This window comes from Carnobacterium sp. 17-4, from assembly GCF_000195575.1.
Lineage (GTDB): Bacteria > Bacillota > Bacilli > Lactobacillales > Carnobacteriaceae > Carnobacterium_B.
The window spans coordinates 2095831-2120670 of record NC_015391.1 but is presented as its reverse complement, the minus strand read 5'-3'; the positions used below and the strand labels follow the sequence as shown (position 1 = coordinate 2120670).

At 35.5% G+C, this 24840-nt stretch carries 27 protein-coding genes and 1 pseudogene; 21 read left to right on the top strand and 7 right to left on the bottom strand.

Going from position 1 to position 24840, the window contains the following annotated elements; translation table 11 throughout:
• Positions 1–41: 41 nt before the first annotated feature.
• From CAR_RS10105 to CAR_RS10080, 5 genes are all read right to left on the bottom strand, one after another.
• The gene (locus CAR_RS10105; protein ID WP_013711634.1) at positions 42–320 is read right to left on the bottom strand and encodes a hypothetical protein; all 279 of its coding nucleotides are present in this window, start codon (positions 318–320) and stop codon (positions 42–44) included.
• Positions 321–503: 183 nt separating this feature from the next.
• Positions 504–1487, bottom strand: coding sequence for a permease prefix domain 1-containing protein (locus CAR_RS10100; protein ID WP_013711633.1), 984 nt, complete (start codon positions 1485–1487; stop codon positions 504–506).
• Positions 1488–1489: 2 nt separating this feature from the next.
• The gene (locus CAR_RS10095) at positions 1490–1819 is read right to left on the bottom strand and encodes a PadR family transcriptional regulator (RefSeq protein WP_041556587.1); all 330 of its coding nucleotides are present in this window, start codon (positions 1817–1819) and stop codon (positions 1490–1492) included.
• A 624-nt stretch (positions 1820–2443) separates the two neighbouring features.
• Complete coding sequence (locus CAR_RS10085; RefSeq protein ID WP_013711630.1) at positions 2444–3256, bottom strand: hypothetical protein; 813 nt, start codon at positions 3254–3256, stop codon at positions 2444–2446.
• On the bottom strand, positions 3243–3566 hold the full coding sequence (locus CAR_RS10080) for a PadR family transcriptional regulator (protein ID WP_013711629.1): 324 nt from the start codon (positions 3564–3566) through the stop codon (positions 3243–3245). The genes CAR_RS10085 and CAR_RS10080 overlap by 14 nt, the downstream gene beginning before the upstream one ends.
• Before the next feature lie 158 nt (positions 3567–3724).
• On the opposite strand from CAR_RS10080, the gene CAR_RS10075 reads away from it, so the two are divergent.
• The gene (locus tag CAR_RS10075; protein ID WP_337999051.1) at positions 3725–4168 is read left to right on the top strand and encodes a DUF4275 family protein; all 444 of its coding nucleotides are present in this window, start codon (positions 3725–3727) and stop codon (positions 4166–4168) included.
• A 209-nt stretch (positions 4169–4377) separates the two neighbouring features.
• Here CAR_RS10075 and CAR_RS13245 read toward each other — a convergent pair whose 3' ends face one another.
• Positions 4378–4554, bottom strand: coding sequence for a hypothetical protein (locus CAR_RS13245; RefSeq protein ID WP_013711627.1), 177 nt, complete (start codon positions 4552–4554; stop codon positions 4378–4380).
• A 222-nt stretch (positions 4555–4776) separates the two neighbouring features.
• Between CAR_RS13245 and CAR_RS10070 the strand changes: the two genes are divergently transcribed.
• From CAR_RS10070 to CAR_RS10060, 3 genes are all read left to right on the top strand, one after another.
• On the top strand, positions 4777–5196 hold the full coding sequence (locus CAR_RS10070) for an Hsp20/alpha crystallin family protein (protein WP_013711626.1): 420 nt from the start codon (positions 4777–4779) through the stop codon (positions 5194–5196).
• 186 nt (positions 5197–5382) lie between these two features.
• Entirely contained in the window at positions 5383–6504 is a 1122-nt protein-coding gene (locus CAR_RS10065) for an NADH-dependent flavin oxidoreductase (protein ID WP_013711625.1), read from the top strand.
• Positions 6505–6717: 213 nt separating this feature from the next.
• Positions 6718–8124 (top strand): uracil-xanthine permease family protein, encoded by a 1407-nt coding sequence (locus CAR_RS10060; RefSeq protein ID WP_013711624.1) that lies wholly within the window; start codon positions 6718–6720, stop codon positions 8122–8124.
• Between the two features lie 87 nt (positions 8125–8211).
• Here CAR_RS10060 and CAR_RS10055 read toward each other — a convergent pair.
• Positions 8212–9003 (bottom strand): annotated as a pseudogene (locus CAR_RS10055) (nuclease-related domain-containing protein); the annotation flags it as partial.
• A 232-nt stretch (positions 9004–9235) separates the two neighbouring features.
• Here CAR_RS10055 and CAR_RS13185 point away from each other — a divergent pair.
• The 17 genes from CAR_RS13185 to flgL all read left to right on the top strand — a co-directional run bounded on the left by CAR_RS13185 (position 9236) and on the right by flgL (position 24735).
• A complete protein-coding gene (locus tag CAR_RS13185) occupies positions 9236–9385 on the top strand; it encodes a hypothetical protein (RefSeq protein ID WP_013711622.1) in 150 nt (49 codons plus the stop codon).
• A gap of 135 nt (positions 9386–9520) precedes the next feature.
• Entirely contained in the window at positions 9521–10432 is a 912-nt protein-coding gene (locus tag CAR_RS10050; RefSeq protein WP_041556584.1) for an aldo/keto reductase, read from the top strand.
• Between the two features lie 270 nt (positions 10433–10702).
• Positions 10703–12763, top strand: coding sequence for a methyl-accepting chemotaxis protein (locus CAR_RS10045; RefSeq protein ID WP_148229458.1), 2061 nt, complete (start codon positions 10703–10705; stop codon positions 12761–12763).
• Positions 12764–12854: 91 nt separating this feature from the next.
• The gene (locus tag CAR_RS10040) at positions 12855–13304 is read left to right on the top strand and encodes a chemotaxis protein CheW (RefSeq protein ID WP_013711619.1); all 450 of its coding nucleotides are present in this window, start codon (positions 12855–12857) and stop codon (positions 13302–13304) included.
• Positions 13305–13336: 32 nt separating this feature from the next.
• On the top strand, positions 13337–13819 hold the full coding sequence (locus tag CAR_RS10035; RefSeq protein ID WP_013711618.1) for a chemotaxis protein CheD: 483 nt from the start codon (positions 13337–13339) through the stop codon (positions 13817–13819).
• 24 nt (positions 13820–13843) lie between these two features.
• A complete protein-coding gene (locus CAR_RS10030) occupies positions 13844–14866 on the top strand; it encodes a protein-glutamate methylesterase/protein-glutamine glutaminase (protein ID WP_013711617.1) in 1023 nt (340 codons plus the stop codon).
• Entirely contained in the window at positions 14866–15636 is a 771-nt protein-coding gene (locus tag CAR_RS10025) for a CheR family methyltransferase (RefSeq protein WP_013711616.1), read from the top strand. Before CAR_RS10030 ends, CAR_RS10025 begins: the two co-directional genes overlap by 1 nt.
• 38 nt (positions 15637–15674) lie before the next feature.
• Positions 15675–17729 carry a chemotaxis protein CheA gene (locus tag CAR_RS10020; RefSeq protein WP_041556582.1) on the top strand — a complete coding sequence of 685 codons (2055 nt, stop codon included), beginning with the start codon at positions 15675–15677 and terminating at the stop codon, positions 17727–17729.
• Positions 17719–18315: a chemotaxis protein CheC gene (locus CAR_RS10015; protein WP_238526695.1), complete on the top strand. Its 597-nt coding sequence runs from the start codon at positions 17719–17721 to the stop codon at positions 18313–18315. The genes CAR_RS10020 and CAR_RS10015 overlap by 11 nt, the downstream gene beginning before the upstream one ends.
• A 15-nt stretch (positions 18316–18330) precedes the next feature.
• On the top strand, positions 18331–18693 hold the full coding sequence (locus CAR_RS10010) for a response regulator (RefSeq protein ID WP_013711613.1): 363 nt from the start codon (positions 18331–18333) through the stop codon (positions 18691–18693).
• Between the two features lie 13 nt (positions 18694–18706).
• The gene (locus CAR_RS10005) at positions 18707–19108 is read left to right on the top strand and encodes a chemotaxis protein CheW (RefSeq protein WP_041556581.1); all 402 of its coding nucleotides are present in this window, start codon (positions 18707–18709) and stop codon (positions 19106–19108) included.
• Between the two features lie 16 nt (positions 19109–19124).
• Positions 19125–20120 (top strand): flagellar motor switch protein FliM, encoded by a 996-nt coding sequence (gene fliM, locus CAR_RS10000; RefSeq protein ID WP_013711611.1) that lies wholly within the window; start codon positions 19125–19127, stop codon positions 20118–20120.
• On the top strand, positions 20120–21199 hold the full coding sequence (gene fliY / locus CAR_RS09995; RefSeq protein ID WP_013711610.1) for a flagellar motor switch phosphatase FliY: 1080 nt from the start codon (positions 20120–20122) through the stop codon (positions 21197–21199). The genes fliM and fliY overlap by 1 nt, the downstream gene beginning before the upstream one ends.
• A gap of 510 nt (positions 21200–21709) precedes the next feature.
• On the top strand, positions 21710–22012 hold the full coding sequence (gene flgM, locus CAR_RS09990) for a flagellar biosynthesis anti-sigma factor FlgM (protein WP_013711609.1): 303 nt from the start codon (positions 21710–21712) through the stop codon (positions 22010–22012).
• Positions 22012–22380 carry a flagellar motor switch protein gene (locus tag CAR_RS09985; RefSeq protein WP_013711608.1) on the top strand — a complete coding sequence of 123 codons (369 nt, stop codon included), beginning with the start codon at positions 22012–22014 and terminating at the stop codon, positions 22378–22380. The genes flgM and CAR_RS09985 overlap by 1 nt, the downstream gene beginning before the upstream one ends.
• Positions 22381–22392: 12 nt before the next feature.
• Positions 22393–23811, top strand: coding sequence for a flagellar hook-associated protein FlgK (gene flgK, locus CAR_RS09980; protein ID WP_013711607.1), 1419 nt, complete (start codon positions 22393–22395; stop codon positions 23809–23811).
• 3 nt (positions 23812–23814) lie between these two features.
• The gene (gene flgL / locus CAR_RS09975; RefSeq protein ID WP_041556580.1) at positions 23815–24735 is read left to right on the top strand and encodes a flagellar hook-associated protein FlgL; all 921 of its coding nucleotides are present in this window, start codon (positions 23815–23817) and stop codon (positions 24733–24735) included.
• Positions 24736–24840 lie beyond the last annotated feature (105 nt).

The window sequence follows — 24840 nt, the reverse complement described above, 5'->3', positions numbered from 1 at the left end:
AAAGAAAATGTGAAGATTCTAGGAATATTGCTTCAGGTGATCTAAGCAATTAAAAGTGTATAGATTGTAAAAGCTATAAAAGCAATGATCAGAACATTAAGGATAAATAAAAGAATTGTATAAGCTTGGCTTCTAGATTTTGATGCCAATACTAATGATAGCGTGTTTAATAAGATTGCGACAATCAGCACGCCAAGAAAAATAGGAAAGCTAAACAATGAGAATTGATTTTGAATAAAAATAGAGACAATTGTTAAGATGAAAGAAATCAAAATTAAAAATGTTGGCCATTTGGTAGTGTTTTTTTTAGTGTTATACATAAGTTTGAACTCCAGTCTTTTTTTATGAAATATCGATAAACTTAAGTATACAAGTTGAGAATCCGCTTCACAATAGTTTCTTAGAAGAAGACTTATTTTTGTAAGAATAGTCATGAAGCAATTGGAATCATTATAGATAGAAAAAAAGACCACCACCCTGATCAGAGTAGAGGTCTTAGAACATTATTTTCTTCGTTTTGTCTTAATAAGGCTTTGGTATAAGGAAGAAAATGCGGCAAAGAGAATACCGGTAATTGGAAAAATGATCCAAGCTGTTCCCCAGGCATTATAGATAAAACCTAAAAGCAGATAAACGGCTGTGGCTATTGGAAATACGACTCCTGCAATGGTATCCGTCAGCTTACTGGCAATAACTTTTTCAGGCTGATAGTCTCCTAAGGAAAGGAGTTTTTCATAGGTGGAGTACAAAACACCGTAGAAGACAAACAAGAAAACACCAACGGATACAAAACCTAGAAGAAAGATAACGGACCAAGCATTATCGTCTCCGAGAAGAACAATTGCGAGCAATAAAGAGATAGGGGCTAAGATACATAGGATAACTCCAGCCGCGATTGCTTTTGCAAAACTAGGTTTGAACTCCTGCATTTCTCGGTCTAAGTGGATACGTGTAGAGGGATCAAGAATAACTACTATTTTATCAAGGTTGTATTGTTCTTCTTTTAAACCAAAGATAATAAAAATTCCAACAGCAATAGCGATGAAAATGAAAAGTGGAATAATTGATAAGAGATTTATGCCTTCCAAGTTTGCGGGAGTAGTAAAGGAAAAGAAATTGGCTACTTCATTAAATAAGAGCATCACAGCTGGAGCGAGAATACAAAGAGCAACTCCTGTCGCAATTCCCAGTCCAAATTTTGTTCGATGATGCATGAAATCCTCAACTTCAGCCTCTGATAAAAAGACAGAATCCTTGTCAACCTCTTCCGATTCCTTCTCTAAATTGTACTCTTCGATGACTTCATCGATATTGCCAAATTCAGAGAGAACAGTTCCAATCGCTTCATTTTCACTTTTACCTTCTGATTTTAACTGAAGGTATTTATCTTCCATATTGGTAAGCATATCTTCTTTAAGTTGCTGCATTTCGGGAGTGCGGGGCAATTGAACAAAAACTGATTCGACATAATTTTTAATTGTATCCATTTTTACGATTCCTCCTTAATAAATCTATCCATCACATTTTTTGTATCCAGCCATTCGCTTACTTTATCGTTATACGTTTGTTTACCTAACTCCGTAATTCGGTAGTAGGTTCGCGGTTTGCCATTGGTTTCGGTACTAGAATAAGATTGAATAAGAGCACTTTTTTCTAATCGGTTAAATGCAGAATAGAGAGTGGTTTCCTTCATGATATATTTTCCACCTGTTATTTCTTTAATTGTATTTGAAATTTGATAGCCGTAAGAGTCTTCTTTCATCAAAATAGACAATAGAATTAAACTATTAAATCCTCGCATGACATCACTTGATATCACATTATCACCCCGTTTATTACTTCATCTATCGTAGTAATTAAAGTATACTCCTTTTACTACGACAGGTAAAGTAATTTGGACGGAATGGGCAAATAAAAAAAGAGATAGCTTATAGAAAGCTAATCTCTTAAATAAATTAATTGCTTGATAGGTTTACTATTTTTTTAGAACGAAAGATATTTAAGATAACGGTTCCTGTATGAAAGAAAAAGATAATTGTCGAATACCCCATTAAAAAAAGAATTAAATTATCTGTTGGAATGTTTAACTCATCATACAAAATACCAGAGAAAAAAGAAGCGGAAATGACTGTTATAAAGGTAGTTAATGAAGGAATCCATAACAACAGTAAATTTTTTATTGAAGTTTCCTTTCCTTTATTTATCAAGAAGGAGGCAACCAATAACGCTGTTAAGGTAATACTTAAAAATATAAAAATATTTTGAAATGAAGACCAATATAAGTTATAAATAGGATGCATTGTCAAAATCCTTTCTTCCGTTAAAATTTTTATTTGTATTCTTTATTATGGTGTAAGCGTACACTATGACCTTTGTTATGCCTAGATAGAAGGTGATAAATTAATGAAAGTTTAAAACGTAGAATTTAAAACTAGATTGTTTATTAACTTAATTTTCTATTATTTAAGAAAATTAATAAGTATTGAAGAAAAAGTATGATGACTAGAATAATTGTTGTTCCGATTTTCCCTTCTTTTGTATTTAACAGATCTGAAAAAGTATCCAGTCTGATAAGAATTCCTAGGATAGCAGAAGTGACTAGGATTGGGATAAAAGACAACCAAAGTTTTTTATCCGTTTCTTTATAAAATAGATAGAGTAAAATTCCAGAGATAGAAATGATTATTAAAATTCCTAAATTGCCATTAAGATTTAATTTTATTGGGGTAGATACATAAGAACCAAGTGTAAAACCAAGTGCGACTCCTACACCAAGTAATACCAGAAAAAAAAGTTTAAAAAATTTATTTTTAAATCGATATAAGCTAATTCCTAAAACCCATAATCCAAAGAAAACAAAAAGAATCCAGTAGACTCCGCTCACTATAAATCGTCCTATATCTAATCCTTTGTCTGGAAAAATAAGTTCTGGCAAAATACAAATAATGCTATAGAATCCTAGTGAAGTCAAAAAGATTTTTAGGGTATCAAGTAAGTTAACTGGTAGTTGTTTAATAATTTCATCAGCAATCTTTTTAGGATTTCTACCAAAATAATGTTCTGCAGAAATACCTTGATTTTGTGCATCTAAAATATCTTGTAAGACTTCTAACAGCAACTCTTCACTCTTTTTTTCATCCCTAAATAATGACATCGCTCTAACATAAATAACTAAATTTCCATAGTATTCATTGTTTTCTTTTGTTAAGAATTCCTGTAAGGTGGCGTTTGACTTTACTAGTTCACTCGTTTTCATTTAATTCACTTCCTTTAATCAAATTATCAACACTATTTTTAAGATTATGCCATTGCATAATAAACTCATTTTTTTCAGCTGCTCCTGTATTAGTAAGGGAATAATATTTTCGTTGAGGACCTGTATCAGATGGCTTCATTGTTCCTTTAATCAATTTCTTTTTCTCAAGCGAGAGTAGAAGAGGGTAGATCGTCCCTTTAGGAATATCGTTAAAGCCAAAGTCTGTGAGCTTTTCACTCAATTTGTAACCATATAGTTCTTCTTGAGAAAGTAAGAGTAGAATGCTGCCTGATAAAATACCTTTCAGCATCTGGGAGTTTACTTTGCTATCCACGGAATTCCTCCTCTAGTATGTTTTACAAGTTAGTTATATCAAATGTGAGCTAGTTTGTAAAGCAAGATAGTTAATGATTTTTCTTATTTTAAAGGTTGCCAACTGTTATAGTAAGATAAAGGTGTTTTTTAAGGATATTAATTAACCTATTAAGGAGATTAGATATGGCAATCAAACAAGTAGATGGTTATGGTTCGTATTTTCGATCACAATTTAAAAAATTATTTGCTAGCGAACTATCAAAAAAAGAGCAAGAAGACATTTATTTAGATTATATGCTTTGGCATTTATGCAGTTATCAAAAAGCTGACTGTTTAAGTGGAAAAGCTGCAGTGGAACGTTTTGAAAAAATAAAAAAGAAGGATTTTACAATATTTTTTCAATTTTCTAATACAGTTTTTGTAGTCGAAAACGAAGTGGATTTTAACAGTGCAAAATTAAATCAAACAGTGGAGTTCTTTAATACTTTTGAAGTAAGCGATTGTTATGTAATGGATAGTTACGGAGAATGGTGTTTTATTACTACTCATGAACAAGACTATGGATTAGGACCATATTTTATAGAAAATAATCACTAACAATGGATTATGATTGGTAATGGATTTAAATATCTAGCTTACATATAAAAAAATACTAATTTTTTATAAATTTAATTGATTAATAAAATAGCCATATGTAATTGACTGCAAAAAAAGATGGATCAATCTTTAATAGACTAATCCATCTTGCTTATTCAAATCTAATAGAAGCAATGATTTTAATGTCGTTCTTCTGATGGTTAAATAGTTTATACTCTAGGTGGTAAGTTCCGTCCAAAGACAAAAGCTAAAGCTGCAACGACTATACCAACTATAATAAATAATGTTCCAATAATTGGATCTCCAGACTTAATAGGTCCAAAATAACCAAAAATGATGATAATGATACCAACGATTAATAAAATCTTCCCTAAAAGGTTAAACATAGCACATACCTCCATTACCGTATTTGTCTAGTTAGTATAACAAAAAAAGGTGAGGGGAAATACTAATATGAATGCGATGGCAATAAAAACAATGAACTAAGGGAGAAAAAAAAGACCAAAATAATGGTACTTCTTTGACGATTGTAGTGAATTTGACTATACTAAACGTGAGCAAGGTTAGAACTTGTTCAAAAGTCTAAAAAAAGAAAGAAGGAGAGATTTGTGAGTAATTTATTTCCAGTAGGACGTGATTTCATGAATTTTGGCAGAAACTTTTTCGAAGACCCTTTTGATCACTTGTTAGAAAGTACATCGAACTTTAATGTAGACATTCGTGAGGAAGAACAAGCTTATATTGTAGAGGCTGAGTTACCGGGTATGTCTAAAGATTCTATTCAGTTAAAGTATGAAGACAATGTACTGTCCATTGGCGCAACTCAGGAAGAAAGCAAAGATGAAAAAGATGATAAAGGCAATTACATTCGCAGAGAGCGTTCAACTAAATCCTTCAGCCGTCAATTTCTTTTAAAAAATGTCAAAGAAGAAGATATCGACGCATCGTTTGAAAATGGAGTTTTAACGGTTACTTTACCTAAAAAAAATTCAGACGAAACACCCCCTAAACATATTGAAATCCAATAAATAAGTGCTAATATACTAAGAGTAATTGAGAGTAAAATTCTCAATTACTCTTTTTTTACATATATAGGCGAATAGTTTTACAAATTGTAAGTAAAAACAATTGAAAAAAAGTGCCCGTTCTTTTACCATTAGAAGAATGATGCTAGTTGCTTCAAAATAAATTAATGAAAAAGTAGGAGAAAATCTATGAAACAAAAATACGATCCACTGTTTGAACCTTTTACATTTGCATCAGGAGTTAAAGTTGATAATCGCCTTTTTATGGCACCAATGACGACTAATTCTTCATTTGAAAATGGTATGGTCACAACTGATGAAAAAGATTATTATAAAAGACGTGTTGCTGGACTAGGTGCTGTTGTGACCTCGTGTGCTCAAGTCATGGAAAACGGACGCTTTGCTGGGTCATTAAGTGCAGCATCTGATAACCGGATCGACAGTCTCGCGGGATTAGCGAAGACAATTCAAGATGAAGGTCCAAAAGCTATTTTACAAATTTTTCATGTAGGACGACTTGGATCAAAACGAACGTTAAGAGGTGAACAGCCGGTTAGTGCAAGTGCTGTTCCGATTGATTTTGAAGGTGCCGAAGTTCCTAGAGCGTTAACCGATAAAGAAGTACGTGAATTAGTTGATGCTTTTGGACAAGCGACTAGAAGAGCCATTCAAGCTGGTTTTGATGGAATCGAATTGCATGGAGCAAATAATTATTTGATTCAACAATTTTTCTCTCCACACTCCAATCAAAGAGATGATCACTGGGGCGGATCGCTTGAAAAACGAATGAACTTCCCGTTAGCTGTTGTTCAAGCGGCAAAAGAAGCGATTCAAACCTATGCGGAGAAACCTTTTATTTTTGGCTACCGCATTTCTCCTGAAGAAATAAAAGAACCAGGAATTACGATAGAAGATACCTTGCAGTTAGTAACTAAGTTAAAAGAACAAGGATTGGATTACATTCATGTTTCAACAAATAAATGGACGCAAGGTTCGGTTCGTGATTTATATGAAACGACACCTGTAGTCCAACGGATCCAAGAACGTGTAGGGAAAGATTTTCCGGTTATTGGAGTCGGCTCAATTATAACGCCAGATGATGCTGTGGAAACAATGGCACTAGGTGTACCACTTGTGGCGATTGGTCGAGAGTTAGTTGTTGAACCGGATTGGATTCAAAAAGTTAAGTTAGGAAACGAAACCGCCATCCGTAAAAAAATCAAACCAGAATACCGCGAAGATCTCACTTTGCCCGATGCTATGTGGGAGTATATAGAAAGCAGACCAGGTTGGTTCCCAATCGTTGATTAAAAATTCCAAAAAATCGCCCAAAAGACCTTTCACTTTAAAGTGAAAGGTCTTTTTTTGTAAAACACGAACATTAACCACTAGATAAACATGAAATAATTCGCTTTTAGGTCTTTACATCATGTTGGTTTGAGGTTATACTACAAATGAATCATCAATAAGCGAAGTATAATTAGTTTGATAAAATAAATGTTCGTATTTAATAGGAGGGTTATTTTGGAAGAAAGAATGAAACAGCCAGCAGGAACAATTGTATTACCGAAAAGAGAAGGGAAGAAAGCAAAGGTTACGCCGAAACCTGAATCAAATCTGATTTATCAAGTAGACGATAAACCAGGATTTATCTTGATGACACTTTTAGGTTTTCAAAATATACTGACTGCTTTTGGTGGAATTGTTGCTGTTCCTTTAGTTATTTCCGGTATGGCAGGATTTGGGATTGCAGATACTTCTTATATGATCAGTGCAGCTTTATTGGGTTCCGGTGTTGTTTCAATCATTCAATCTAAAGGATTTGGACCAAAATGGTTTCGTGTAGGAGCTGGGCTTCCAACAATTATGGGAACCGATTTTGGATTTGTTGGTCCTGCCAATGCGGTCATCAACACGATGGGCGGAGGCATTGCTGGTTATTTCGGTGGAACCATGATGGGAGCCCTTTTAGAAATTATCTTGAGTTATTTTATCAAACCGCTAATGAAATTTTTCCCTCCTGTTGTTACAGGTACCGTTATTTCACTGATGGGATTAACGTTGATGCCTGTTGCATTTGACTGGGTGGCTGGTGGAGTTGGTGCAGCCAACTATGGGTCACCTCTTAATTTAGCAATTGCTACTATTGTATTTTTATTGATCGTTGTATTGAATCACTATGGCAGCGTCAAAATTGGACCTGCGGCTGTACTAATTGGTATTGTAGTTGGCTATATTATGTGTATTCCGCTTGGAATGGTAGATTTTAACCAAGTAGCTCAAGCCAATTGGTTTGCTATGCCACAACTGTTTAAATATGGTGTTAATTTTGATTTGAAATTTGCAATTCCATTTATTTCTGGTTACTTAGTAACGGTAATCGAAACTGTGGGTGTGATGCAAACAATTGGAGAAGTCACAGAAACGAAATTAACTGATGATGATATTGCAAATGGTGTACGTGCTGATGGTGTCGGTTCATTTATTGGACCCGCAATGGGATCAGGCCCAGTAGCTACTTTTAGTCAAAATGCTGGATTGATTCCTTTGACTCGCAATGCTTCTCGTTCTGTTGCGATTACTGCGGGTGTTCTTTTAATGGCAATGAGTTTCCTGCCAAAATTTGCAACATTGGTTTCTATTATGCCAATGGCTGTACTAGGTGGAGCAGGAGTATTGATGTTCGGAAATGTGGCAGCATCTGGTGTTAAGTCATTGTCACGTGTGAATTTTGACAACCGCAATTTAATTATCGTCGCTGCAGGTTTAGGCGTTGGACTTGGCGTAGCTTTTCGTCCTGAAGTCGTAGCTGGACTGCCTGGAATTCTTGGTGGATTGTTCTCATCTGGAATTTCAGCTGGAACGATCGTTACGCTAGTGTTAAATATTATTTTAAAAGAAACACCAACAATGGAACCGCAAGAAGCTTAATAGAAAAAACAAAATGTTCATCACTCTAGGTACAGGTGATGAATGTTTTTTTGTTGAAGTGGATTTCATTTTTTCCTAGAATGAAAGTTATTTATTACTATAATAGGTCATTTTACGTGATAAATGACTCTGATAATTTAATTTTAAAACCATTCGAATTCGTTTTCTGGAATAGTTTTTTCCACACCATTCGTAAATCTGGCTTGTTGTCATTAAATTATCAGGAAAGAGAAGTTTGAATTCTTTTATGCTCCGCTCAATTGCATTTGTGATAGTTTCTTGATGTTCGCATGCAGTACAAAGGTAATTTTGTCTAGTATCTGTATGACTAAGCGAAAAGCAAATAGGGCATAAAATACCGTTCTTCAGTTGCCCCAATTGATAGATAGGTAGATTATCGGGACGATAATTTTCATTGTGTACCTCTTTAAGTTTATGCGCTAGATTTAAATGTTCCTGTTTTATCGAGAAGGTTTGATTGAATAGAGCATTAAGATGTTTAGGCAATTGATAGGAAAACAAGAAACGTTCATTTGGCAGGATAGAGTAGAGAGTGAATTCCGGATTAATAAAGACAACAATTGGGTGTATGGGCAATCGGTATCCTAGACGAAGCAGCACATTTTGTAAATAGGTCACACTTCTGTCGAGTTGCCTTAAGGGGTTAAGAATTTGATAGCCTGATTCTATGAAAAAAGAATCTTCTTTATAAAAGTAGGAACCGGTATAATTTTTTACTTCATATAAATAAATAGAGTCATTTGCAATAAAGAGGGAATCAATTTGAAAAACGGTGTCTCTATAATTTAGAACGAGATCATTTAGTACAAGGCCTGATTGATTAAATTGACTCATATAGAAATCGAATTGCTTTTCACCAGCCCAACCTTTTACTTAATTCTCATATTTTAGTTGTTCTTCAACAGGTAAGGTCATGCGAAAATTTAAAGATTCCAATACACGATGAGTAATCGATTTTGTTCGTTCTTTTAGTATCATGATTTCCGTGCGCTCCTTAAATTTAATCGTTCTCTCTTAATATAAGAAAAAATTAGCGGAAATCACTTTTTATGTAAGATGTTTTTTGTTGTTTTGTGTAAATTGAGTCCTCATGGAAGAGTGGCAAGGAAAAGAAGCTTCAGTTGTCCATGAAACTGCATTTAATGGACAACTGAAGCAAGAAATGGGCTTCACTTATCCATTAACAGGTCTTTTATGGAAGAGTGAACCGAAAAAAGAACCTCACTTAGCCATTAAATGACATTTATTGGAAGAAAGAGTATTCTGAAGCCAGTAGTATGACTTGAGTGAAGAATGTTCTTTATTTTAGTAAAAAAATTGGAGTAATGGTATACTGAAAACGATTTCTCATAGAGAAGAAAGAAGGTTGATGGATATGAAAAGAATGTTTTTAGGGAAAAGTGAGTTAATGGTACCAAACATTGCATTAGGATGCATGTCAATGGGTAAACTATCACCTGACAAAGCTAGTAAAGTCATCAACAATGCATTAGACCTTGAAATTGATTTTTTTGATTTAGCAGATATCTATGGTGGAGGAAAAGCTGAAGAAATATTTGGTAAAGTAATCGAAATGGATCCCTCTATACGAGAAAAAATGTTAATACAATCTAAAGTAGGGATTCGAAAAGGCAGCTATGATTTTTCAAAAGAGCATTTGATTGAAAGTGTAGACGGTGTTCTTAAACGTTTGCAAACAGATTACTTGGATGTTTTGTTGTTACATCGTCCAGATGCATTAGTAGAACCTGAAATCGTAGCAGAAGTTTTTGACGAATTAGAAAAAAGCGGCAAAGTCCGCAACTTTGGAGTCAGCAATCACAATCCTTATCAAATTGAGTTATTGAAAAATTATGTTCAACAACCACTTGTTGCAAATCAATTGCAATTTAGTGTGATGCACACCGGAATGGTCGACGCGGGAATAAATGTCAATACGAAGTTTGATAGTGGAATCAATCGAGATGGTGGAGTGCTGGATTATAGCCGTTTGGAAGCTATGACTATACAAGCTTGGTCACCGATTAAAAGTGGTGGGGATATTTTTGTGGACAACAAGAACTATCCTGAAGTAAATGCTAAGTTGAAAGAAATTGGAGAACGTTATGGCTTATCTAATTCAGCTACCGCTATTGCTTGGATCTTGCGTCACCCAGCTAATATGCAGGCTGTTGTAGGGACTATGACCCCAGATAGATTAACGGATTATAGCAAAGCTTCCGAAGTGCGGATGACTCATGATGAATGGTATGAAATCTACCGCGCAGCTGGAAATAAACTGCCTTAAAAAGTTAACGTGATTTTTTCTTACAAATTGAATCGTAAAGGACCTCTTTGATTAAAAATCAAAAGAGGTTCTTTTTTTATTAATTGAATGAGATGTGACAATCGTGAGATTAAATAAAAAAAGGAACCTTAAATGCTTAAGAAAGAAGAAAAAATACCGATATACTATTTAGTAAACGTTTAAATAAAAGTAGTGTTGAGAACTTCGAATAAAACACGGGTAAAATGTAAAAAGTGTTCTAAGGAAGTTTTACATAAGGAGGAGCAATTGGTGAAGAATCTGCGCAAAAAGAAGAGCCCGAGAAAAAAAAGTATAAGAATTGTGATCATTCCTACGTTGATTGCTATGATCACGATACCCATTATCATTTTACTAGTCATGAATTATTACAGCACGCAAAATTTGTTGTCTCAACGTGTTGAGCAAAGTGAAAAAAATCTAGCAACGCAATTTACCACGCAATTAGATTGGATTGGTCAAGAATTAGAAAATACCATTAATTCTTTAGCAGAAAAGCCAGAGTTTCAAGAAGATGCTGAGGATGAGGATACACAGGTAGCCATTCAAGAAGAGTTGCAGTTTATTATGAATAACAGTATGTACATAGGAAATGCTTATTATGCTCCCGAAAATCAAGTCGTACTTGGAACGATGGAAGATCTATCGGACTTTGATGCAACCACAGCGCCATGGTATCAAAGAGCTGTTGATCGTAAAGGTGCAATGATTTGGAGTGAACCTTACCGTGATATAAAAACGGGATTAATGACGATGACCATTTCTAGAGCAATCATTGTCGATGACGTATTTTATGGTGTTTTAGCAATTGATTTAGATTTGACGCGAATGAACACTTATTTAACATCGATACGAAATGGAAATACTGGAAACTTTTTTGTGCTTTCCGAATCAGGTGACTATTTGATGTCTAATGATCCAAAGAAAATTGGAACAAACATCGGTAGTAGTGATTTGTTTAAAGAAGCAACAGAACAAACGGGCTATATTTACACTGATCAAGAGATTGGCAGTTATTACGCTAAAGTCAGTCGTCTAGGCATGACTGTTTATGGAGTAGTTGGCGAAGATGAGATGGCTAATGAAGTAGCTGCTACAAATAAAGCTGCTCTAATTGGTTTAGCGATTGGAATCATTATAGCTGTTCTAAGTGCATTACTTGCATCTAGATACGTTATGACGATTGCAGCAACATTAACTAAAGCCTTCCGCAGAGTAGAAGATGGTGATTTAACGACTGAAATTACTGGAAATGATTTACACATGTTGCCAGATAAAAAATACTTTAAAGCAATTAGAAAACAAAAAGAGATTAATGAAAACAGCGATGAAATTGGTCGAATTGCATTTGCATTTAATCAAATGATGGTTCAGTTTAGACAAATGGTTGGAGGCATCCAACAAAAAAGCAATCATTTGATGGATATGACCCAAACACTGAATGATATTTCTAAACAAACGACTTCAGCAACAGAAGAAGTGTCCGAAACCATCACGGGAATTGCTCAAGCTACAAGCATCCAAACTAAAGACACAGAAGATACAGTCGGGAAAATGGAAGAATTATCCAAAACTGTGGGTGAAATCGATCAAAATATTCAAAAAATGGGACAACATACAGATGATACAACGATTGCCAATGGGAAAAACAATCAAATGATGTCTGAGGTTCATGACAACTGGGAAACAACGATTGATACTATGGCTAAGTTAGCCAAGAGCATTCATGCTGTAAACAAAGATATTCAAAATGTTGAAAAAATTGTTAAAGTGATTGATGGAATAGCGGAGCAAACCAACTTATTGGCGTTAAATGCTTCAATTGAAGCGGCTCGTGCAGGTGAAAGTGGTAGAGGATTTGCGGTGGTTGCCAATGAAATCAGAAAGCTTGCTGAAAAAAGTGATGCATCCACAAAAAATATCGCAACTATTATCAAAGATATTCAAGAAAAATCAAGTGAAATGGTTAATAAAGTTGAACAATCACATGCAGAAAGCGAAGTACAAACAAAAACAATCGATGAAGCTATTGATTCATCAAATAAAGTAACCGACCAGATGGATAAACTGGTTGAAAGTATTTTAAATGTTGCTAGTTTAGGCTTCGTTATTTCAGCTAAAAAAGATGAAACATTGGTGGCAATTGAAAATATTGCGGCTTCAGCCGAAGAAAACTCTGCTGGGACGCAAGAAGTGTCCGCAAATGCAGAAGAAATTTTAGCAACAATGGAAGAATTCTCATCAAGCATCGCTAAACTAGAAACGATTGCAAATGAACTAAAAGAAGAAACGAACCAATTTAAATTACAGTAATGTAGAACGTAACAAATAGTTCAGTTAGCGTGCATACTTATGAAGAGTGTGCGTCAATCAATTAAAAGGAAATCTAGAGGAGTAGAGAATAATGGAAAAGTTTGTTATTTTTAGTAGTGGCGGTCAAAGCTTTGCCATTCCAATTGAAGTAACCGAAAAAATCATACATGTTGAAGGACTAATTAGAATTCCAGATACATCTAAGTATGTGTTAGGTGCGATAGATTATGATGAAACTGTTTTGCCAATCATTGATTTAAGAGAACGATTCTTTCAAAATAAAACAGAATTAACAGCTGACACTAAAGTGATTGTTGTGAATTGGCAAGAGAAAAAAATTGGATTGGTGGTAGATAAAGTAACCACTATTCGTTCTTTTGAAAATGCAGATCGTGAAATTTCAGAAAATGCTGATCAAGAAGCTGCAAGTTACGTCATGGCTTTTATTCGAACAGATGATGGCATTATCTTACAGCTAGACGTGGACAGTATTTTTAATGAACAAGGGGAAAAAGAACTGGTATCCTTAATGAATAGATAAAAATGGTTAGATTAGAGGAATGGTGAAAATGTATGGCAGATGAATTAAGGGTTGGGATCTCAGATTATAAAATAGCAGAGCAGCCTCAATCCTTGATAACAGTAGGATTAGGTTCATGTGTCGGGATTGCATTATACGATCCTAAAACAAAAATCGGCGGATTAAGCCATATTATGCTTCCAGACAGCACTGCTTTTAGAGAGGCCACTAAAATTGAGAAATTCGCTGATTTAGCTGTTCCCCATATGGTATCAGAAATAAATAAACGAACAAATAATAATCCGCTAGTCGCTAAGATAGCTGGTGGAGCAAGTATGTTTGAATTTTCTAAAGATCTTCCACATGGCAGTATTGGAGACCGAAATATTCTTGCTGTTGAGGAAGTATTGAAACAACTAGGGATTCCTCTATTGGCCAATCATACTGGGGGAAAGATGGGCAGAACAATGATTGTAGACTTGGCCACTTTTACCGTAACGATTCGAATGGTGAATAGAGAAATAATGGTATTGTAAAAAGGGATAGGGGAGAAACAAAGAGTGAATGTAAAAGTATTGGTTGTAGATGATTCTCCTTTTATGAGAAAGGTTATCACCGAAACAATAGCAAGTATTGAAGGACTTGAAGTTATCGGTACGGCAAGAAACGGCCGAGATGCACTAAAGGCAATTCCGCAGCTTCAACCAGATGTCATTACGTTAGACATTGAAATGCCGGGATTAAACGGGTTAGAAACCCTTGAAATTATTAAAAAAGAATACTCTACACCAGTTATTATGATGAGTTCATTTAGTGGAGAAGACAACACGATTGCCGCATTAGATCTAGGTGCAATGGATTTCATTGAAAAACCTCATGATATAAGGAACCAATCGGATGCATTTAAAAAGGAAGTAGCGGATAAGATAAAACCCTTATTTGAACAAAAGAAAACAGAAATACCAGTAGAAAAGTCGTTATTACAAAAAAGTGAATTAGAAAATAGAGTGCCTAAAAAAATTAAAGCCATTGTTATCGGTGCATCTACAGGTGGACCTAAAGCACTGTTTTCAATTATTCGATCGTTACCGGAAAACTTAACTTTTCCAATTTTTATCGTTCAACACATGCCCAAAGGTTTTACCACATCCTTTTCTAAACGGTTGGATAGGGAATCAGCTGCGACAGTGGTAGAAGCCGAAGATGGTATGGCCATAAAAGGCGGCGTTGTGTACGTGGCTCCAGGTGGATACCATATGCTAATTGAAAACAACTGCATTAAATTAAATGAAGCAGATAAAATACACGGCGTGAGGCCAGCTGTCGACTACTTGTTTGAAACTGCTGCTGAGACTTACGGTAGCGATTTAGCTAGTTTTATTTTAACGGGAATGGGTCAAGATGGTGCTCGCGGACTGGATAAAATCAAAAAATCTGGTGGATTTACTGTAGCGCAAAACCGAGAAACATCTATTGTCTATGGCATGCCAGGTAATGCGGTACAAAAAGGTGTCATTGATGAAATTGCAAGTTTAAAAGATATATCAGAATTGATTAATTGGATGATAAGGATGAGAAGCTAATGTTGAATTTCGAATTTTTCTATGCATGGACAAAAGAACATTTGAATATTAATCTAGATGGATACAAAGAAAAACAGCTTCAAAGACGTATTGGAACGATTATGAAAAATACTGGTGCTGCAACGTTAGAAGAATATGCTGTGAAGATACAAGCAGATCCAATCATTAAAAAGAATTTTTTGAACTACATTACCATTAATGTAACGGATTTTTTCCGTAACAGAGAAGTGTTTGATGAATTTGAAGAGTTAATGGTATCGTATCTTGAACCTCGCTTTGGTGCTTTAAAAGTTTGGAGTGCAGCGTGTTCTACCGGAGCAGAAGCTTATTCACTAGCAATGATCATGGATAAGCATCGCATCTCTCAAGCAGAAAAAATAACAGCAACAGATATTGATGAGACAATATTGGCAAAAGCTAAAAAAGGGATCTTCTCAAGCACAGAAATAAAAAATGTAGACGATGAGAATCGTAAACAATACTTTACTTCAGAAGAGAATGTCTTTTATTTGGCTGATCAAATCAAAAATAAAGTAGCGTTTAAAAAACACGATTTAATCGGTGATCGCTTTGGGAAAGAGTATCATGTAATTGTTTGCCGAAATGTGACCATTTATTTTAAAAACGAAGTCAAAGAAGAGTTGTACCAAAAATTTAGTGATGCTCTTGTACCGGGTGGTTTATTTTTCACAGGAGCAACAGAAACGATTTACAATCCAGAAAAATATGGCTTTGTTAAACGTGCGTCTTTCATTTATGAAAAAGTATAACCAATAAAGTACACGAACCAATGAAAGGGAGGGATACTATGGACGAAAACAGTAAATACCTCGATTTGTTTTTTGAAGAAACAGATGAACATTTACAAAGTTTGAATGAACAAGTACTCGAGTTAGAGAATAATCCGGAAGATTCCAGTATCGTGGACGTGATGTTTAGATCGGCTCATACGATCAAAGGAATGGCAGCAACCATGGGTTATGATACGATGGCTAAGCTAACACACAAAATGGAGAACGTGTTTGATTTGTTGAAGCAAAAAATCATTGCGGCTGATACGGTATCTATCGCCTTGATCTTTGACTGTCTAGATACATTATCAGATTTAGTGGAAGACTTAAGAGAAGGCAATGATGCAGAGCGCGATATTTCTAGTCTTGTTCAGCGTCTGGATCATGTATCTTCTGGAGAGAGCCAAGCAGTTGGTGCTACAGTTACTGAACAAGAAACAGGATCATTGCTTAATCTAGCTTTAGAAAAAGTTGAAGATTCAGATCTAATGATTATTGAAGCAGCCAAGGAAGACGGCTACAATGCGTATGTGTTGGCTATTCAAATCGATGAAGACAGCTCAATGAAAAATGCTCGCGTTTATCTTGTTATGAGTAAACTGGAACAGCATGGAGATGTTTTGTACTCTGAACCAGGTACGGAAGTTCTTGAGAATGATGATTTTGGAAATATCTTTAAACTAATATATGTCAGTCAATTGGATGAAGAAACTGTCCATAACCTAGCATTAGATAATAGTGAAATCGAAGAAGTTTTAATTCAAACGATTCAACAATCAGACGATTTAATGGTGAAATCGGCAGAAACAGTTCAACCTGAAAAAAAACCCGTTGAAGAACAAAAATTAGAATCTGTAGTTGAACCTCAATCAACAACCAAAGCACCAACTAAAGGAAAAGCGCAAAATCATGCGATGAATCAATCGATTCGAGTAGATATTGGAAAATTAGATTCCTTTATGAATTTAGTCTCTGAATTGGTTATTTACCGCACAAGATTAGAAGATCTAAGCGATCAGTTGCAAGTGTCTGAAATGAAAGAGCCGCTGGATCATGTGGCTAGAATCAGTTCAGAACTGCAAGAATTGGTTTTGAAAATCAGAATGCAGCCAGTCAGCACAGTGATGACTCGCTTCCCTCGAATGATCCGCGACTTAGGGAACGATTTAGGGAAAGAATTTAACTTAGTTATCGAAGGCGAAGATACTGAATTGGATCGTACGGTTGTTTCTGAATTGAGCGAACCATTAGTGCATCTCTTGCGGAATTCAGCTGATCATGGGGTAGAAATGCCAGAAGACCGTGTGAAGATAGGTAAAGATCCAAAAGGAACCATTAAGATTACGGCATATCAAGAAGGCAATCGAGTAGTACTAACATTGAGTGATGACGGAAAAGGTGTTAATCCAACGATCATTAAAGAAAGTGCTGAACGTAAAGGGATCTCAACAGAAGGTATGAGTGACAAAGACATTCAGCAATTGATTTTCCATCCAGGTTTTTCTACCGCAAAAGAAGTCACTAGTATTTCTGGTCGTGGAGTAGGAATGGATGCGGTCAAACAGAAAATTACTGAATTAGGTGGAACCGTTGAATTGGAAAGTGTGGTCAATCAAGGGACAACATTTAAAATCAACTTACCATTAACCTTGTCTATCATCCAATCCTTGCTTGTGACAGTTGGCCAAGATACATTTGCGATTCCTTTAGGGATCATCAAAACAATCGTTAAAGTAACTGAAGAAGACATTATTCGTGTACACAATCGAGAAGTCTATAAATATGAAGGACTTGCGGTTCCTGTTATTCGTCTGAACCAAGCACTGAATATGGAAACAAATGAAGAATCAAATCTGCATTTGGTCTTAGTGAAACATGGAGAAAGCTATAAAGCCTTAGCAGTAGATGATTTAGTCAGGCAACAAGAAATCGTCATCAAAAAACTAGGACAAGAACTAAAAATGTTGAAGAATTACTTAGGAGCGACTATTCTAGGGGATGGCAGCATCATCTTAATCTTAGATGTATCGGCTATTTGCAACGAAAGAATTGGTGAGTATAGTGAAGTCTAACTACTCAGCAATGGAACTAGATGTACTAAAAGAAGTGATCAATATTGGTGGCGGTCATGCAGCCACTAGTTTGTCTCAATTGATTGAAAAGCCAGTCCAAATGACTGTTCCGGTCATTGAAATGATGGAATATGCAGATGTTTATGAGAAAATCATGCCGGAAGAAACCGTGATAAAAGCCATCATCATCAAGATGATGGGAGATGCAGAAGGTGTCTTTCTTTTCACGGTCGATCAACAAGTCTCTGAGACTATTGTCGCAATGATGTTACCGGAAAATACACCATATTCAGAAGCAATGGCCAATTCAGCCTTGCAAGAATTGGTAAACATACTCGTTAATTCATTCTTGAATGCAGTAATGAAACTAATGGACGCTAACCTGATTACGTCTGTTCCAATCATTATTGAGGATATGTTTGGAGCAATTATGAGCAGTGTGTATTTAGAACAAAGCCAATATGATGATTCTATCATGATCATTAAAAATGAATTTTATTATTTAGGCGATCGATTAGAATCTTCATTGTATTTCGTCCCGAAACCAGGGATAATAGAAAAGATGTTAAAAGCACTAACAGTTTGAGAGGAGAAAAACAAAATGACAAAAAATGTAATGATCGTAGACGATGCAGCTTTTATGAGGATGAAACTGAAAGATATTTTAGAAAAAAATGGCTATAATGTAGTAGCAGAAGCACAAAATGGGATTGAAGCCGTTGAAAAATACAAAACTGAAAAACCAAACCTAGTAACAATGGATATTACGATGCCTGAAATGGACGGGGTAGATGCTTTAAAAGCAATCAAAGCTTTTGATCCAGCTGCTCGTGTTGTTATGTGTAGTGCAATGGGTCAACAAGGAATGGTTATGGATGCTATACGTTCTGGAGCAGTCGATTTTATCGTGAAACCATTCGATAGTGATCGTGTTATTAAAGCTTTAGACAAAGCAAGTTTGTAAAGGTGACAAAAATATGCAGATGATTATATTTACTTTAAACGAAAATTATTATGCCTTTTCATCTGAAAACGTTGAAGAGATAACAAATAAAATGCCTTGGACCCCAGTCCCTCAATCTCCATCTTGGGTTCAAGGGCTCGTTAATTTGCGAGGGAATGTTATAACATTGATAAATTTTTATAAATTACTTTCTCCCACTGATGAAACAAAAGAATTATGGTACAATAATATTATCATTGTGAAAAATGATGAGGAAAAAATAGCATTTATGGTGGATGATGTAGCTTGGGTCTTGGATATTGAGCCATCTGCTATTCAACAGTTGGACAATAAAACTGATGAATTAGTGTCTAGCGTAATTCAAGTAAAAGACCAAATAGTGAGTGTTATCAACATGGAGAAACTATTTTTATAAAAATGAGGGATAAATAGTGAAGCAAGTTTTATCACAACAAGAAATTGACTCGTTATTGCAAGCAGTAGAGAGTGGAGAAATTGACGCTAAGGGCTTGGATGAAAAAGAACAAGAAAATAAAGTTAAAAGTTATGACTTTAGACGTCCGGTTCGTTTATCAAAAGAATACATAAGTACATTAAATATGGTTTTTGAAGAGTTTGCTAAAATTTCTGGGAATATCTTGTCTACTCAAGTCCGAACAAATGTAGGTGTTCAACTAGCTTCAATTGAACAAGTAAGTTTTGATGAGTTCGTGCATTCGGTGCCTCGATTCACACTAATGGGATTGTTTCACTCTGTTCCTTTAGATGGAACGCAAATCATTGAAATCAGTCCGCAACTTTGTTTGCAACTGGTTGATTTGTTGTGCGGAAGTACAGAAATTCGTAGCAACATAGATGAACTGTCAAAAGAAAGTTTTACGGATATTGAAATGGCTATCTTAGAAGAGATATTAAATAATTTCATCAATGCTTTTGAGCTGGCTTGGCGTGATGTGGTAGAGGTTAAAGGGAAGTTAGATTCAACAGAAACCAATCCTCAGATGATGCAGACTATGTCACCAAATGAACCAGTAGTGTTGGTGACATTCACAGTTGAGTTGTACGGGGTTAAAACGTTTATCAATTTATGTGTTCCTTATATCTTTTTTGAAGGTATATTAGAAAAATTAAGCTTACGCAACTGGTTCCATTCTGAAAAAGAAACTGACCATACAGATAGTGGGAAAATTGAAAAAAGTCTGCATTCTGCACCAGTAAACATGGAAGTACTTTTAGGAGAAACAGTCATGACGTTGGAGAACTTTCTACAATTAGAATTGGGAGACATCATTCCTTTGGATGGTAAAACATCAGATCCGCTCATCCTGTCTGTGGAAAAACTTCCACGATATTTTGTTAAACCCGGATTACAAGGAAAAAACATGGCGGTTGAAGTATTACAGTATATTGGAGGAGAGACAGACTAATGAGCAGTGGAAAATTAACGCAAGAAGAAATTGATGCAATGATGAACGGCAATGCAAGCGCCCCTGAGCCAACAACAAATGACACCCTTGATCAAACACAAACAGATATTATTGGAGAAATTGGGAATATTTCAATGTCTCAAGCCGCTACAACCCTGTCTTCTATCTTAAGTCGTCGAGTAACAATCACGACTCCGGTTGTATCTTGTCTGAAATTCCAAGAAATTATTGACGCAAGTGTGACACCAAAAGTCGTAACCACGATTGAGTTTAAAAAAGGCTTGGCTGGCAGCAACTTATTGATGATGAACGAAAAAGATGCGATCATTATTGCTGATTTAATGATGGACGGAGATGGCAATGCTGAAGGTAAAGAATTTACTGAACTCGAATTGAGTGCTGTAGGAGAAGCCATGAATCAAATGATGGGTTCGGCTGCAACAGCGATGGCTACAATGTTGGAACGTATCGTTGATATTTTACCTCCCGAAGTTGAAGTATGGAAAAATCAAGAGCAAGTAAATTATGATAGAATCAGTGGAGATACAACGGTTTGTAAAATTGCTTTTCAAATGACTGTAGATGATTTGATTGAAAGTGAGATTATGCAAATTTTTACTCTTGAAACGGTTAGAAACATTTCAAACATAGTATTAGCAGATGAAGGAGAAGTCATCACAGACCGTGAATTGCCTAAAGCTGAAGAAATGACCGCTCCAATTGAAGCAGTTAGTCAAGCAACTAGCAATGCAGATGGTAAGATTGGTATTCAAAAACCTGAGTTTCAAGAACTGACGCATGCGGGAAGCTTGAAAACACCGCGTAATTTAGATTTGATTATGGATGTGCCTTTGCAATTTAGCGTTATGCTAGGTGAAAGTAAAAAAACAATCAAAGATATTTTATCATTAGGAACGGGTTCAGTTGTTGAATTAAACAAAATGACGGACGAGCCTTTAGAAATTTATGTAAATGGGAAATTGATTGCTGAAGGTGAAGTTGTTGTGATCAACGAAAGCTTCGGAATTCGTATCACCAACATCTTAAGCAAAGAACAACGAATCAAACATTTGAACTAATTATGTACGAAAATGGGAAAAGCCAGATGAAATGTTCTGGCTTTTTTGTTTTATCTTGAATATTGGAAAAGTAACCGCTAGTATAGAAGAGTCTAGTTTATAAACATATTTACATAGGAAAAATTTTCAGAAATAGTGTTGGTATTTCAAAAGAAATTTCTTCTGGAATGGACGGGTTTGCTTGTATAGAGCCATGGGAACGCCTGAAGCCTGGGTCTTCAGACTTTCAATCCTCAAACAAAGCATAATCGCTGAAGCGCTAACGCTTTGTAATTTGCATTGAATCCTTTACACGGCTACAAGCAACCCTATTCCGCCAGAAAATTCAAGTAAGTGATTCAATCAGGTTACCAACCCTAAAATAATAGATTAAAGGCTTAAGTATCTTAAAAAGCTGCCGATAGTAAAGGTGTAAGGCAAAAATTGCCGATAGATAAAAACTAACTTAATTCAAAAACTAAATCAACTAATCAAAAACTTGAGACCATGCACTAGAAAGGAGCACTACCAATGAAAATAGGAAATAATGGCTACAACCAATACGTTAATAATGTCCGTCAAAATCAAGAAAACACACATAGCAAAGGTTTATCTAAAACGAATGCAACTGTTAATGAAGAATCTGTAACAGTTGATATCTCGGATGCAGCTAAACAATTGGCAAAGGTGAAATCAACTGATACTGCAGCAATGTCGTCAAATGTAGAAGCAATTAAAAAAGCTGTATTGAATGGGACGTATGACGTATCACCTGAAAAAATTGCGAATGGCATGATGCAAGCAATGAACAACCAAAGGGAGTTTACTGAGTAATGAATAAAGAAACGACAGCATTTGAGACATTATTGAGATTTAAAGACGTTCTTTTAGATGAAAAAGAAGCACTAATTAAAAATGACAGTGCGAAAGTAAAAGCTCTTGTAGAGCAAAAACAACTATTCTTAGACAGTCTGCCGACACTAATAACAGAAGGTTTAACAAAAGCAGACCTTATTGAAGTGGTAGAAGACATTAAAAATTTACAGGAAACAAATTTAACCCTAGCAAAACAAGCTTTGCAGTACCAAGAAACAATGATGGAAGCTATTACTAAAGGGGTTAAAACAGGTGGGTCTACTTACTCCAAACAGGGAGACTATAGTAACTCGCAACAAGCTAATCTAATCGACCAATCCCTATAATGAGGTGAAAGAATGTCAGGTTTATTCGGAACATTAAATAACGCAACCAAAGGCTTAAATGTACAACAAGCGGCTTTACAAACAACCAGTCATAACATTTCCAATGCGAATACAGTAGGTTACTCTAGGCAAAAAGTAACTATGGTAGCTGACAATCCGTATACACTAGGAGGAATTGGCCAACTTGGTACAGGTGTCAGAATTTCTTCTATTGACCGTATCGTCGATCCATATGTGAATAAGCAATTAAGAAATGAAAACTCTTCTTTAGAAATGTATGGCAAAAAGTCTGATATATTAGGTCAATTGGAAGGAATATTTAACGAACCTTCTACAACTGGCTTAAACAATAACTTAAGCAAAGTTTTTTCTTCTTGGACTTACTTAGGATCTAACCCAGAACTTGCGACTGCTAAAACAATGGTAGCTCAAAACTCAGAAACGTTTACTGATACCTTGCACCATATGTCCAAGCAAATCGATAGTCTTCACGAAGGTACTGTTCAAGATATTGAAAAAAATGTCTTGGATTTTAACGCAAAAGTAGAGCAATTAGATTCGTTAAATAAACAAATTTTTAATATGACTTCTCAAGGTCAAGCTCCTAATGATTTATTGGACCAACAAGATAAAATCTTGAGCGAATTAACGGGAATTGCTGGAGTTGAAGCTAGCTACGATAAATTTAACCGCGTGAGTATCACTGTTGGCGGAGAATCCGTATTAACCGAGGATTCTATATCTAAAATGAGTGTTGCGCCAGATTCTGATGGACAACTAGTGGTAAATGAAACCAACATAGCTATTACTTCTGGAAATATTAAAGGTTCTCAAGAAGCTTTAACCGAAATTGACACTAAAAAACAAGAATTAAATGATATAGCTTTTACATTTGCAACGGCTATGAATGAAGTACATAGTGACGGTGGGGCAGGAATACCTTTCTTCACTTTAGGAGAAGGTGGAGATTACGCTGCATCAATTCAAGTTAATAAAGAGATATTAGATGATGTTTCTAAAATTAATGCCGGAAAAGATATTAATGATGTGGTAGGTGGAGACGGTACACGTGCTCAAGCGATTGCTGCATTACAAAATACTAAATTTGGTGATCCAGTTGATATCAAAGGAGATTACGATCCAGACACGATGACAATCAAAAATAAAGAAGGCGGCTCAACAGTTGCCGGTTCTTACAATGACAGTGTCACACAAATGGGAATCGTGAAGCAACAATCGGATAATATGGTAGATAGTCAAGGAAGTTTAGTCAGTCTTCTTGAGGCTCGCAGAGATTCAGTTTCAGGTGTTTCAATCAATGAAGAAGTAACCAATACAATCGCTTATCAAAGTGCCTTTGAAGCCAATTCTCGCATTATTTCAGTGGTCTCAGAAATGCTTGATACGTTAATCAACCGAACGGGGGTATAGAAAATGCGTGTAACTGATTCGTTAATGTCAAGAAGTTTTTTACGCAATCTTTCGGCTAATACAGAAAACGTCATGAAATACCAAAATCAATTGTCAACCTTAAAAGAAGTCAGTAAACCTTCTGATGATCCTTTAAAAGTTTCAAAAATTTTGGATCTAAATAATTCGATTATTCAAAATGATCAATACAAAAAAACGATCAATGATGCTATCCAATGGACCAATGTACAAGATTCTGCTTTAAGCAGTGCTACAAAATCCCTGCAACGCATTAAGACCTTGATTCAATATTCAGCTAATGGCACGTTGAGTTCTGAAGACCGCCAAGCTAATAAAGCTGAAATTGAATCTGAGATTCAAGGTGTCGTCGATGCATTTAACACCAACTTTGGTGGACGGTATGTTTTTGCTGGAAAGAACACGACAGAAAAACCATTTGAAGTAACTAGTGTAGATGGTGAAATTACTGGGATCACTTATAGCGGAACTGCTGAAGGCAATGGAAATCTTTCGCGTGAAATTGCACCAGGAGTTTCAGTTGAACTGAATACAGATGGTCGTAATTTTATGAATGCACAAAATGCGGATGGATCAGATGATTTGGGTACTTTCTTTTCTGAAGTATTAACCGCTTTAGATGAAGATGATACGGGAAAGTTATCCAGTTTATTAGACAGAGCGGATCAAGAAATTGAAAATGTGGTTTCTAATCGTTCAAAGACGGGATCTATTTTTAATCGTCTGAATGCAACGTTAGAACGTAATGATAGCGAGAAATTAAACTTGAAAACAATGTTATCTGAAAATCAAGACATCGATTTAGCTGAAAAATACATGCAATTTACCATGGAAAAGTCAGCATATCAAGCCTCTTTATCTATGGGAACACAAATATTGCAAACAAGCATACTGGACTATCTTTAAGATAGTCTTTTTTTTTGGGGAAAAATTTAAAATGATTAGTTATTATATCAAAATTGATCAAGAAATGATTATAGGATATTGTTTGCATATTTCTACTCAGATTTC